This is a genomic window from Seohaeicola sp. (genome assembly GCF_048006315.1).
In the GTDB taxonomy this organism is placed as follows: Bacteria; Pseudomonadota; Alphaproteobacteria; order Rhodobacterales; family Rhodobacteraceae; genus Seohaeicola.
The window spans coordinates 1,607,936-1,620,415 of record NZ_CP180350.1; the positions used below are offsets into that span (position 1 = coordinate 1,607,936).

The window sequence follows — 12,480 nt, forward strand, 5'->3', positions numbered from 1 at the left end:
GAACCAAGTAACGACGATCCGATCTCTGGCGGGCGCACCGATCTTTCGGCAAGCGGACCCGGTTGAAGACCAAGAGCTCTGGGGTTGTGGCAAACTTTGCGGGACAAACCGCAAGCAAATAGGAGCAATGCGATGAACCTGATCGCACAGATCGAGGCGGAACAGATCGCCGCCCTCGGGAAAGAGATTCCCGATTTCAAGGCCGGCGATACAATTCGCGTCGGCTACAAAGTGACCGAAGGCACCCGTAGCCGTGTGCAGAACTACGAAGGCGTCTGCATCAGCCGCAAGAACGGCAAGGGCATTGCCGGTTCCTTCACGGTCCGCAAGATTTCCTTTGGCGAAGGCGTGGAACGTGTGTTCCCGCTCTATTCGACCAACATCGACAGCATCACCGTCGTGCGCCGTGGTCGCGTGCGTCGTGCGAAGCTGTATTACCTGCGCGCGCGTCGTGGCAAATCCGCCCGTATCGCCGAAGTCGCAAACTACAAGCCCGGTTCGGGCGCTGAAGCATAAGGATCGGCACGATGAAAAAAGACATCCACCCCGATTATCACATGATCACCGTCAAGATGACCGACGGCACCACCTTCCAGATGCACTCGACCTGGGGCAAGGAAGGCGACACGCTGGCGCTGGACATCGACCCCACCGTGCACCCGGCATGGACCGGTGGCGGCACCCGCCTGATGGATGCCGGCGGCCGTGTGTCCAAGTTCAAGAACAAGTACGCGGGCCTGGGCTTCTGATCCCATCCCCTTGTACGGCACGACAGAAAACGCCGCCCCCTGGGGCGGCGTTTTTGCTTGGCGGGGCTGCGTTGCGGGATCAGCCGCGATGCGCGGGGGCCAGCAGGCGCGAGATGCCGCGCGCCAGTGGTCGCAGACGCGCCCGTGCCGCAGGAAAACGGCGGATGATCAGGCCGTAGCCCGCCGCAAGTCTGCGATGCAGGCGCAGGGGCCATGTGTCGGCAAGGCGATCAAGCTGCGCCATCTGATCCAGCAGGTGATGCGAGGCAAGGCGCGCGGCGAACAACTGCATCTTGTATTCCAGCCGGGCATAGTTGCGCGCGGCCTGCACGGGCGACATCACCTGCAGCACGCGAAACCCGCGCGATTGCGCGACATAGCCGATCAGCCGTTCCTGCACATGGGCGAGGCCGCCGTCCACGTGGTTGGGCTCGGGGTTGTAATCCTGCCACCGCCATGGATGTTCGAAGAGGGGGCGCAGCGCATCGATCCGAAACCAGAACATCGTGCCATAGGGCGCGACGGGCGTATGGGCGTCCAGCGGGACGGTGAGGCCCAGGCGCGCGCAAAGATCATGCGCTGCCGGGCGGTTGGCATACCAGGCGTGGCCCAGCGTGCCGAAACCCACATGGATCACGGGCGGGATCATGAGGCCGATGTCAGGCTCGGCCTCGAACCGGTCGAGGATCTGGCGGATCGCGGCCGGGGATGGCAGCAGATTGTCGAACAGATGCGCCTTGAAGCCACGCGCGACCTGCGGCGAGACTTGCGGCGTGCGCTTGGAATGCAGGCGCAACCCGATCCGGTAGTCGCCCGACAGGGCCACATCGCGAAAGGTGATGAACAGCGCGGACATGTCCCGTCCCCGGTTCTGGTCGACCACGCGGATGGTCCGGTCGGCGCGCGGCCAGCCTTGCGCGTCCAGAAAGGCCGCGATGGCGCGTTGATCATCCCTGGCGGCGGTGCTGATGAAGAGATGCGCGGGCATGGGAAATCGGGCGATTCTTTCCCAGAACTCGGGCATCATGGCGGCATAGAAGGCGTGGATGAAGACCGCGACGCGCCCGAAACCCCAGTCCATGCGGTCCGACGGATAATGCGGGCTGAGGATTTCGTATTGATCGGCAATGGTGGTGAAGGCGCGCAGCGGCACCCGCGCACAGGCAAAGGCGATCACGGCATGGTAGAGGTCGGGGTTGAGGTGACGCAGCCGATCAAGTGCAGCACGCAGGTCGATCCCGTTCAGGTCATGCAGCAGCGGGTCCAGCGTCAGGATCGATACCGGCAGGCAGGGCGCGCCCAGCGCCACCAGCCTGTCCACCTCGCAATGGCGGGGATCGACGGTATCCAGCGCGTCGTCCGGCAGGGCATAGGCGATGCGCCGCCCCGTATCGCGCAGGGCGCGCGCCAGCGGCACAAGGCCACGCTCGACCTCGTCCCAGCTGTCGGTGAAGGGCGGCAGGCTGTCCCAGACCCGTATGAGCGCCGGATCCTCCAGCAGGTCGGCGGACAGGATCGCCATGTCAAGGCAAGGCAGGCGCGCGGGCATGTCGGGGCGGTATTGCAGGCGCGGATCATCGGCCGCCCGGTGCCAGTAGGGCGCCAGCAGATCCGCCTCCATGGGCAATTCCCGCCATCCGCCGGGGCGGATCGGACCGAACACGTGATAGCCCGTCAGGAAAACCGCGCCGCGCGGCACACCCTGCCCCGCCAGCGCCCCGAGCCCCGCGCGATAGGCCGACAGGATCGAACGGTCGCGGCTGCAGCCTATGAGGCGCATGCGCCCGTCCGGGTCCAGATCCCGCAGCGCCGATGCGGTTTGCGCCAACGCCGCATGATCCGTCACGATCAGAAGATGGGGCACCATCTCCATCAGTTCGGTCAGCGCCAGCCGCACATGCGCCATGGTTTCGGTACGGTGCCGGATTACGTAGATCGCGGCCACGCAAGTCGCGGCGCCGGGTGCGTCAGCGCGCATAGCCCAGCGCCTTCATCCGGTGCCCATGCCGATCCCAGAACCGGTCGATCTGTCCTGCCGTGAGATAACTTGCATGGGTGCCGACCTTGCGTTTCCAGAAGAACCGCCCGTCGCCACTGGTCAGGCTGTCCGCAGATCCGCGAATACGCTCGATCCCGCCGGGGTCGAGCGGCAGTTCGAGAAAGGCGCAGATCCCTTGTACGGTGGCGTTGAAATCATCGCTCAGATCCTCGTAGCGCAGCACATGGACGGGACGCCCTTGGGCCTGCAGCGTCCTGAACCTGTCGATGCTGTCGAAGAGGTTGCCAAAGGGGTTGGCGGCGCGCGGATCGAAGGTGCCGTGGATCAGGAACCTGCGAAAAAGCTGTTCCATCTGGTCGGGGGTCAGATCCTCGACCCGGTCGAAGGCAAAGCCGAACACCTTCCCGGACAGGGCCGTGACATTGCCGGACAGGTAATTCAGGTAGGACATGAAGACATCCAGCGGATGGCGATAGATATAGAAAATACGGTCGGGATGGATCACCTGCCCGTCCTGCAGCACGCAGGGGTCCATGTTGTGGGATTTGTAGAAACACCATGTCCGGCCCGCAAAGCGCCAAGGCCGCTGACCGATGCGCTGCCCCATGTGGATATCGACCAGGTATTCGGCCATCCGACCCCTGTCAGCCGGAAGGCCGATGATCCCGGCGAGGATGGCGCGCAGCCATGTATTGCCGCTTTTGGGAAAGGAATGCAGCCCCACCAGGAGATCGCAGCCGGGCATGCCCCGCCCCCGGACCTGCGGGGCATCCGTCATCGGTTCAGGCAAGAGCGTCACGTGCCGCGCCCCCCTGTTCAGGCGCTGGCCCGGGCGGCGGGCTGGCGCAGCTGACGGCCCGACCACCGCGCCAGGGCCATGAGGCCCGCATCAAGCGGGACGCGCGGCGCCCAGCCGAGTTGCGCGCGGGCCTTGCCGATGTCGGCCACTGCATGACGGATATCGCCGGGGCGAAAGGCGCCCGTCACCTGCAACATGTCGCGGGATGCGCCCAGGCAGGTCAACAGCCGGCGCGCCACCTCCAGCAGGGTGATGCCCTGACCTGATCCGATATCAAGCGTCACCTGCGGCATGGCCGGGGCTTCGACCATCATCACGAAGGCGCGCACCACATCGTCGATCATGACGAAATCGCGCGTGATCTGCCCATCTTCGTAGATCGAAAGGCGCTGCCCCTCGAGGATCTGGCGGCAGAAGATGGACAGCACGCCGGTATAGGGATTGTCGAGCGACTGGCCGGGGCCATAAACATTCTGCAGCCGCAGAACGCCCACCTGCGTCGCACTGCCCCAGAACGCCTGCCGGAGCAGATGTTCCTGCATCAGCTTTGTCGCCGCATAGATCGAGGCGGGGGCCGCCGGACAATCGGCATCGCTTGGAACTGGCACAAGCGGCTGCCCCTCGCGTCCCAGCAAACCGAAACGCCCCAGCGCCATGTCGTCCGACCGGCGCGGAACGGCCTGCGCGCGCTGGCCGCTTTCATCGATGCAGGCCCCTTCGCCATAGACCGCACGGGTGCTGGCCAGCACAAGGCGTTGCAGGCCGGGGGCGTGGCGGCGCACAGCCTCGGCCAGATGGGCGGTGCCAAGGACATTGACCTGCACATAGTGGGCAGGCTGGCTGAAGGATTGCCCGGTTCCGGTTTCGGCCGCCAGATGCAGGATCACATCGGGCCGGGTATCGGACAGGGCAGCGCCCAACGCGGCAGGATCACGCATGTCGCCGGTGATCACCCTGACCCCGGCCCGCGCGAGGGCAATGCGCGTCGCGGCAGGGGCAGGATGGGCCTGGGCCGCGAAATTGTCGAAGATCCGCACCCGGTGCCGCGCGGCCAGCGCAATGGCAAGGCGCGATCCGATGAAGCCCGCCCCACCCGTGATCAGCATCGTCTTTCCGGTCGTCATGACAGAATCCCCAGAACCGTTGAGCGGCAGGGTCATCATGGCCATGACAGATCAGGAGGATCACGGCATGAGGACGCAAGCCCGAGCCTGCATCCTGCCAGCCGTGCCTTAAGATCGGGTTAGTCCAGCAGCTGCTTGAGGTATTTGCCGTAATCGTTCTTGGCGAATTTCGCCGCCAGCGCGGCCAGCGCCTCGCGGGTGATCCAGCCGTGATCGAAGGCGATTTCCTCGGGGCAGCCGGTTTGCATGCCCTGACGTTTTTCCAGCGTGCGCACGAAATTGCCCGCATCCAGAAGGCTGCCATGGGTGCCGGTATCCAGCCATGCATAGCCGCGCCCCATGCGCTTGACCGACAAGGTGCCGTCGGCCAGGTACATTTCCAGAAGCGACGTGATCTCAAGCTCGCCACGCGGGGATGGTTTGACCTTGCGCGCCTTTTCCGGGGCGGTGCCGTCAAGGAAATAAAGCCCGGTGACCGCATAGTTCGAAGCGGGCTTTTCCGGCTTTTCGATGATCGAGACAACGCGCCCTTCGGCATCGAAATGCACCACGCCGTAGCGTTCGGGGTCGCTGACGCGATAGCCGAAGACGGTGCCGCCGGTGGGATGGCTGTCCGCCTCTTCAAGCAGTTCGGGCAGGCCGTGGCCGAAGAAGATATTGTCGCCCAGCACCATGGCAGAGGGGGCGCCGGCCAGGAAATCCTCGGCCAGGATATAGGCCTGGGCCAGACCATCCGGGGATGGCTGCGTGATATAGGTGAAGGAGACGCCCCATTGGCTGCCGTCGCCCAGCAGACGCTGGAACTGGTCCTGATCCTCGGGGGTGGTGATGATCGCGATCTCGCGGATACCGGCCAGCATCAGCACGCTGAGCGGATAGTAGATCATCGGCTTGTCGTAGATCGGCAGAAGCTGCTTGGACAGGCCCATGGTGATGGGATAGAGGCGCGTGCCCGACCCCCCTGCGAGGATGATACCCTTGCGCTGCGTCATCTCAATTCTCCTTCAAGTCACTCATTACACTGGCCAGGCTTGCGCGCCAATCGGGCCTTTTGATGCCGAAATCACGGGTCAAGCCTGTGCAGTCCATCCGGGAGTTGCCCGGACGGCGCGCAGGCGTGGGATAGGCCGAGGTCGGAATGTCCTCGACCGCGCAGGCCAGCCCTGCCTGCACGAAGATCGCGCGCGCGAAATCGGCCCAGCTGACATCGGGGGCGCCGCTGAAATGATAGGTGCCGGTGGTGCCCTGACCTGCGTGGAAGGCGCGCGCCATGGTCAGCAGGGCCGCCGCGATATCGGCGGCCGCCGTCGGGCCACCGATCTGATCGGCGACGATGGTCAGCTTGTCGCGTTCGGCCCCAAGACGCAGCATGGTTTTCACGAAATTCGCGCCATGGGCGGAAAACACCCAAGAGGTGCGCATGAGCGCATGAGCGCCGCCTGCCGCGCGCACCGCCTGTTCGCCCGCCAGTTTCGACCGGCCATAGGCGCCCAGCGGGCCGGTGGCATCGTCAGGCTGCCATGGCCGGGTGCCGCTGCCGTCAAAGACATAATCGGTCGAGACATGCAGGAAGGGGATGCCTGCGGCCTTGCAGGCGGCGGCCATTGCACCGGGGGCCGTGCCGTTGATCGTGGTCGCCAGATCCTCTTCGGATTCGGCGCGGTCCACGGCCGTGTAGGCGGCTGCGTTTATCACCACATCGGCGTCAGAGGCCGCGATGGCGGCGGCGCAGGCGGCAGGGTCAGACAGATCGGCGCGGTCGCGGCCCAGGCAGGTCATGGCCATGTCGGGGGCGGCTTGCCGGGCCAGTTCGGTGGCGACCTGTCCGGTCTGCCCGAAAACAAGAACGCGCATCATGCCTTGGTCCCCAATCGCTGACCGACGCCGTGGCGTTCCTGCAGCGGGCGCCACCATGCCTCGTTATCCAGATACCATTGCACGGTGCGGCGCAGGCCTTCCTCGACGGTGACGGAGGGCCGCCAGCCCAGTTCGGCGCGGATGCGCGACGGATCAATGGCATAGCGCGCGTCATGGCCGGGGCGGTCGGTCACGAAGGTGATCTGATCGGCATAGGAGCCCGCCGCCTTGGGACGCAGATCGTCCAGGATGGCGCAGAGCGTGCGGACGAGTTCGAGATTGGTGCGTTCGTTCTCGCCGCCGATGTTGTAGCTGCAGCCCAGCGCGCCCTTTTCCAGCACCAGCAGCAGGGCATCGGCGTGATCCTCGACGAACAGCCAATCCCGGATGTTCGAGCCATCGCCGTAGATCGGCAGCGGCTTGCCCGCCAGCGCGTTCAGGATGATCACCGGCACCAGTTTCTCGGGGAAATGGAAGGGGCCGTAATTGTTGGAACAATTGGTCAGCACCACGGGCAGGCCGTAGGTTTCGGCCCAGGCCCGCACCAGATGGTCGCTGGCCGCCTTGGAGGCGGAATAGGGCGAACGCGGGTCATAGGGCGTGTCTTCGGTGAATTTCACCGCCGGATCGGCGGGCAGCGAGCCGAAGACCTCGTCGGTCGAGATGTGGTGGAATCGGAACCCGGCGGGTTTTCCCTGCGTCGTCCAGTAGGCGCGCGCCGCTTCCAGCATGTTGTAGGTGCCGGTGATGTTCGTCTCGATGAAATCGCCGGGTCCGTCGATCGACCGGTCCACATGGCTTTCGGCCGCCAGATGCATCACCGCATCGGGTTTGTGGGCGGCAAAGATCCGGTCCAGTGCGGCGCGATCACGAATGTCGGCCTGCTCGAACGCATAGCGCGGATCATCCGCCACGGATGCCACGTTTTCCAGGCAGGCGGCATAGGTCAGCGCATCGAGGTTGATCACCTCATGCCCGCGCGACATGGCAAGGCGCACCACCGCGGATCCGATGAAGCCGGCCCCGCCGGTTACAAGAAGTCTCATGCCTCAGCCCTCATAGACGAACGGGGATTCGAAATCGCGCAGCAAGGGTGCCTTTGCGTCCTTGTCCGACAGCAGCGGCGTCACGCCAGCGGGCAGGCCCCAGTCGATCCCGATGTCGGGGTCATCATACCGCACCGCGCCGTCACATTCGGGGGCGTAATAGTCGGTACATTTGTAATTGATCTCGGTATCCGGCGCGCGGGTGACGAAGCCATGCAGGAAACCGGCCGGGATCAGCAGCTGCTTGCCGTTTTCGAATGACAGCTCCTCGCCGATCCAGCGGCCATAGGTGGGCGATCCGCGCCGGATGTCGACGGCCACGTCGAACAGACAGCCCTTGCCGCAGCGCACCAGCTTGGCCTGCGCGTGGGGCGGCGACTGGAAATGCAGCCCCCGCACCGTGCCGACCTGCGCCGACACCGAGTGGTTGTCCTGCACGAAATCCAGCGTGATTCCATGATTTTCAAGGGTCTTGCGATTCCAGCTTTCGGAAAAGAAGCCCCGCGCATCGCCGAACCGGGCGGGGGTCAGAATCAGAACACCGGGCAACTGTGTTTTTTCAATTTTCACGTCGTGACCTATTGTTTCACCTATAAACCCAAGCTGCCTAGCAAGCTAATCGGCGGATGTCACGCGGATCACACGATATCACCCTGTCGTGCCGCGTTCTGGGTGCTTGACCTTGCCCATCCTTCCCATAAGAGGGCATACAACATATGGTGGCTCTCACCGGGGAAACGCCCGGTTGGCGGTCGCGTTTGTCGCAGGGGAAGGCGGGGACACGGTTTGGCGCATATCATCGTAGTAGGAAATGAAAAGGGCGGCGCGGGGAAATCCACCGTCTCGATGCATGTGGCCACCGCGTTGGCGCGGCTGGGGCACCGGGTCGGGGCGCTGGATCTGGACCTGCGGCAAAAGACATTTGGCCGCTATGCCGAGAATCGCGCGGCCTTTCTGGCCAAGTCCGGGCTGGACCTGCCCGGCCCGATCTATATCGACCTGCCCGAAGCCGATCCCGAAATGCTCAAGGATGGCGAGAACCCCTATGATCAGCGGCTGTCGGCGGCGATCGCGCTGCTGGATCCGGTCAGCGATTTCATCGTGATCGACTGCCCCGGCTCGCATACCCGCCTGAGCCAGGTTGCCCACAGTCTGGCCGATACGCTGATCACGCCGCTGAACGACAGCTTCATCGATTTCGACCTTCTGGCGCATGTGGATGGCGACGGGCGCAAGATCCTTGGCCCTTCGGTCTATTCCGAAATGGTCTGGGGGGCGCGGCAGTTGCGCGCGCAGGCAGGGCTCAAGCCCATCGACTGGATCGTGGTGCGCAACCGCCTGGGCGCGCAGCAGATGGTCAACAAGGAAAAGATGGGCCGCGCGCTGGACAACCTGGCCAAGCGGATCGGCTTTCGCGTGGCGCCGGGCTTCAACGAGCGGGTGATCTTCCGCGAGTTGTTCCCGCGCGGCCTGACCTTGCTGGACCTCAAGGATATCGGGGTCAAGCAGCTCAACATCTCGAACGTTGCGGCGCGGCAAGAGCTGCGCGAGCTGATCAAGGCCCTCAACCTGCCGGGGGTCGAGCCGAAGTTCTGACCCTGTCCGGCTGGTTCACACCATCCGCGCCAGTTTGCGCAGCGCGGCGCGCAGGATGCGTTCCTCTTCGGGGGTGAGGGTGTCGGCCAGGGCCGCGTCATAGCGATGGGCCACGCCATGCAGATCGCGGTAGGCCGCGCGCCCCTGCACCGTCAGATCAAGGTATTCCTGCCGCCGGTCGGCCTCGTCCGGGTCGCGGGTCAGAAAGCGGCGCTCCTCAAGGCGCTGCACCGCGCGGCTGATCTTGGTCTTGTGCATCTTGGAGCGCATGCCGATCTCTTTCGCCGTCAGCCGTCCGTAAAGCCCCAGGTGGAACAGGACCCGCCATTCCGTGCGCAACATCCCGTAGCGATCCCGGTAGACCTGCTGAAAGGCAAGGCTGCTTTCCTCGGCGGCCTGGTTCAGCAGGTAGGGCAGGAAATTCTGCAGATCGAACGCATCGTTTTGTGACATGATGGGGACTCCTGTTGTTGTTAGTTACAAAAACAACCGTTAACGACGCAACCATAAAGGAGGACGCCATCATGAATCGCCCCACGCTTCTGCATTCCTTCGTGCAGGCTTCCACGCCACAGGGCACGACCCCCGGCTACATGCCCGGTTTCGGCAATGACTTCGAGACCGAGGCCCTGCCCGGTGCGCTTCCGCAGGGCATGAACAGCCCGCAGAAATGCAACTATGGTCTTTATGGCGAGCAGCTGTCCGGCACCGCCTTCACCGCGCCCAGCCATCAGAACGAACGCACCTGGTGCTACCGCATCCGGCCATCGGTCAAGCATTCCAAGCGCTATGTGAAGATCGACGTGCCCTATTGGAAATCGGCGCCGCATATCGACCCCGATGTGATCAGCCTGGGCCAGTACCGCTGGGACCCGGTACCGCATACCGATGCGGCCCTGACATGGATCACGGGCATGCGCACCATGACCACGGCGGGCGATGTGAACACGCAGGTCGGCATGGCGAGCCATGTCTATCTGGTCACCGCGTCGATGCAGGACGAATATTTCTTCTCGGCTGACAGCGAGTTGCTGATCGTGCCGCAGGAAGGGCGTTTGCGGTTCTGCACCGAGTTGGGGATCATTGATCTGGAACCCAAGGAGATTGCGATCATCCCGCGCGGTCTGCTCTACCGGGTCGAGGTTCTGGAAGGCCCCTGCCGCGGTTTCGTCTGCGAGAATTACGGCCAGAAATTCGATTTGCCGGGGCGCGGCCCCATTGGCGCGAACTGCATGGCGAACCGGCGCGATTTCAAGACACCCGTGGCGGCGTTCGAGGATCGCGAGGTGCCGTCATCGGTGGTGATCAAGTGGTGCGGACAGTTCCACCGGACCGAGATTGGCCATTCGCCGCTGGACGTGGTGGCGTGGCATGGCAATTACGCGCCCGTCAAATACGACCTGCGCACCTATTGCCCGGTGGGCGCGGTGCTGTTCGATCATCCCGATCCGTCGATCTTCACCGTGCTGACCGCGCCTTCGGGCGTCGAGGGCACCGCGAATATCGACTTCGTGCTGTTCCGTGAACGCTGGATGGTCGCGGAAAACACCTTCCGCCCGCCGTGGTATCACAAGAACATCATGTCCGAGATGATGGGCAATATCTATGGCCAGTATGACGCCAAGCCCAAGGGCTTCGTGCCGGGCGGCATGAGCCTGCACAACATGATGCTGCCGCATGGGCCGGACATGAATGCCTTCGAGGGCGCATCGAATGCGGACCTCAAGGCGGAAAAGCTGGACAATACCATGTCCTTCATGTTCGAAACGCGCTTCCCGCAGCACCTGACGCGCTTTGCCGCCGAAGAGGCGCCGTTGCAGGATGACTATATCGACTGCTGGGAGAGCCTCGAGAAGAAGTTCGACGGCACGCCCGGCAAGAAATAAGCGGTCAGCGTGCCGCCATTGGGCAGGGGTCGCGCGCCCCTGCCCTTCCCTGAATTCCCGGCCCTGCTGAGGCAGCGGGGCTGACCCCCGGAAGGACCAAGACATGCCCCTGATGACAAGCTGGGTGGCTTCGGCCAATGCGCCCGGCCACCCTTTCCCGCTGAACAACCTGCCCTGCGGCGTCTTTTCGCTGGGCGATGACGATCCGCGCTGTGGCGTGGCCATCGGCGACATGATCCTGGATTGCCGCGCCGCCGAGGATGAGGGGCTGCTGTCCCTTGACGATGCGCCCGTCTTCGACGTGCCCTTCTGGAACGAGGTGATGGAACTGGGACCCGAGGCATGGGGTGCCCTGCGCGCGCGGCTGATCCAGTTGCTGCAAGACGGATCGGCAGAGCGCGCGGCGCTGGAACCCCTGCTGGTGCCGATGGCGGATGCGGACATGCACCTGCCTTTCCTTGTGGCCGAATATACCGATTTCTATGCAGGGCGTCATCACGCCACCAATGTCGGCACGATGTTCCGGGGGGCGGAAAATGCCCTGCCGCCGAACTGGTTGCACATCCCCATCGGCTATAATGGCCGCGCCTCATCCGTGGTGGTGTCCGGCACGCCGGTGCGCCGCCCCTGGGGGCAGTTGAAGGGTCCGGATGATGCGGCCCCGCGTTTCGCGCCCTCGGCCCGGTTCGATCTGGAACTGGAAATGGGTGCTGTCGTGGGCATGGCCAGCGACGGCCCGGTGACGGTGGATGAGGCCGATGCGATGATCTTCGGCTACGTGCTGCTGAACGACTGGTCGGCGCGCGACATTCAGGCGTGGGAGTATCAGCCGCTGGGGCCGTTTCAGGCCAAGGCGACCGCCACCACGATCAGCCCCTGGATCGTGACGCGCGCGGCATTGGAGCCGTTCCGTGTGCCGACGCCCGCACGCGAGGTGCCGCTGCTGGATCACCTCAAGGATACCGGCCCGATGCTTTATGACATCGACCTTGCCGTGACGCTGGCACCCGAGGGCAAGGCCCCCACGGAAATCGCGCGCACCAATTACCGCGAGATGTATTATTCCGCCGCCCAGCAACTGGCCCATCACTCAACCAGCGGCTGCCCGATGACGCCCGGTGATCTGCTGGGATCGGGCACGATCTCGGGCCCCGAAAAGCACCAGCGCGGCAGCCTGCTGGAACTCAGCTGGGGCGGCAAGGAACCGCTGACGCTTGATACGGGCGAGACGCGCACATTCCTGGCCGATGGCGATACGCTGACCCTGACGGGGGCGGCGCGTGGCGATGGCTATACCATCGGCTTTGGCGATTGCGCGGGCACGCTGCTCCCTGCGCTCAAGGATCCCTACGCAAGATAAGCCTTCCGCATCTTCTTGCCCCAAATATCCCCGCCGGAGGCATCCGACCCCTGCCCCGGCACCG

At 64.2% G+C, this 12,480-nt stretch carries 13 protein-coding genes; 5 read left to right on the plus strand and 8 right to left on the minus strand.

All coding sequences use genetic code 11. The features are described from left to right. Positions 1 to 132: 132 nt before the first annotated feature. Both rplS and rpmE read left to right on the plus strand, forming a co-directional pair. Complete coding sequence (gene rplS / locus ACMUJL_RS08185) at positions 133 to 516, plus strand: 50S ribosomal protein L19 (protein WP_068291445.1); 384 nt, start codon at positions 133 to 135, stop codon at positions 514 to 516. An 11-nt stretch (positions 517 to 527) separates the two neighbouring features. Beyond that, on the plus strand, positions 528 to 749 hold the full coding sequence (gene rpmE / locus ACMUJL_RS08190) for a 50S ribosomal protein L31 (protein ID WP_068291447.1): 222 nt from the start codon (positions 528 to 530) through the stop codon (positions 747 to 749). Between the two features lie 79 nt (positions 750 to 828). On the opposite strand, the gene ACMUJL_RS08195 is transcribed toward rpmE, so the two are convergent. From ACMUJL_RS08195 to rfbC, 7 genes are all read right to left on the minus strand, one after another. Continuing rightward, positions 829 to 2,727, minus strand: coding sequence for a rhamnan synthesis F family protein (locus ACMUJL_RS08195; protein ID WP_375569074.1), 1,899 nt, complete (start codon positions 2,725 to 2,727; stop codon positions 829 to 831). Then, entirely contained in the window at positions 2,717 to 3,526 is an 810-nt protein-coding gene (locus ACMUJL_RS08200; protein ID WP_375569072.1) for a sulfotransferase domain-containing protein, read from the minus strand. Before ACMUJL_RS08200 ends, ACMUJL_RS08195 begins: the two co-directional genes overlap by 11 nt. A gap of 38 nt (positions 3,527 to 3,564) precedes the next feature. After that, on the minus strand, positions 3,565 to 4,671 hold the full coding sequence (locus ACMUJL_RS08205) for an NAD-dependent epimerase/dehydratase family protein (RefSeq protein WP_375569070.1): 1,107 nt from the start codon (positions 4,669 to 4,671) through the stop codon (positions 3,565 to 3,567). Positions 4,672 to 4,790: 119 nt separating this feature from the next. Continuing rightward, positions 4,791 to 5,663: a glucose-1-phosphate thymidylyltransferase RfbA gene (gene rfbA, locus ACMUJL_RS08210; protein WP_068291452.1), complete on the minus strand. Its 873-nt coding sequence runs from the start codon at positions 5,661 to 5,663 to the stop codon at positions 4,791 to 4,793. Between the two features lies 1 nt (position 5,664). Then, a complete protein-coding gene (gene rfbD / locus ACMUJL_RS08215; protein WP_375573972.1) occupies positions 5,665 to 6,525 on the minus strand; it encodes a dTDP-4-dehydrorhamnose reductase in 861 nt (286 codons plus the stop codon). Beyond that, a complete protein-coding gene (gene rfbB, locus ACMUJL_RS08220) occupies positions 6,525 to 7,574 on the minus strand; it encodes a dTDP-glucose 4,6-dehydratase (protein WP_375569068.1) in 1,050 nt (349 codons plus the stop codon). Before rfbB ends, rfbD begins: the two co-directional genes overlap by 1 nt. A gap of 3 nt (positions 7,575 to 7,577) precedes the next feature. Next, positions 7,578 to 8,144 carry a dTDP-4-dehydrorhamnose 3,5-epimerase gene (gene rfbC, locus ACMUJL_RS08225; protein WP_068291457.1) on the minus strand — a complete coding sequence of 189 codons (567 nt, stop codon included), beginning with the start codon at positions 8,142 to 8,144 and terminating at the stop codon, positions 7,578 to 7,580. A gap of 216 nt (positions 8,145 to 8,360) precedes the next feature. On the opposite strand from rfbC, the gene ACMUJL_RS08230 reads away from it, so the two are divergent. Then, positions 8,361 to 9,170 (plus strand): division plane positioning ATPase MipZ, encoded by an 810-nt coding sequence (locus ACMUJL_RS08230; protein ID WP_068291459.1) that lies wholly within the window; start codon positions 8,361 to 8,363, stop codon positions 9,168 to 9,170. Positions 9,171 to 9,185: 15 nt separating this feature from the next. Here ACMUJL_RS08230 and ACMUJL_RS08235 read toward each other — a convergent pair whose 3' ends face one another. Continuing rightward, entirely contained in the window at positions 9,186 to 9,623 is a 438-nt protein-coding gene (locus tag ACMUJL_RS08235; RefSeq protein WP_375569065.1) for a MarR family winged helix-turn-helix transcriptional regulator, read from the minus strand. A gap of 71 nt (positions 9,624 to 9,694) precedes the next feature. Here ACMUJL_RS08235 and hmgA point away from each other — a divergent pair, with 71 nt between their 5' ends. After that, on the plus strand, positions 9,695 to 11,056 hold the full coding sequence (gene hmgA / locus ACMUJL_RS08240) for a homogentisate 1,2-dioxygenase (protein WP_375569063.1): 1,362 nt from the start codon (positions 9,695 to 9,697) through the stop codon (positions 11,054 to 11,056). Between the two features lie 103 nt (positions 11,057 to 11,159). Beyond that, positions 11,160 to 12,416 carry a fumarylacetoacetase gene (gene fahA / locus ACMUJL_RS08245; RefSeq protein ID WP_375569061.1) on the plus strand — a complete coding sequence of 419 codons (1,257 nt, stop codon included), beginning with the start codon at positions 11,160 to 11,162 and terminating at the stop codon, positions 12,414 to 12,416. The last annotated feature ends 64 nt before the right edge of the window (positions 12,417 to 12,480 follow it).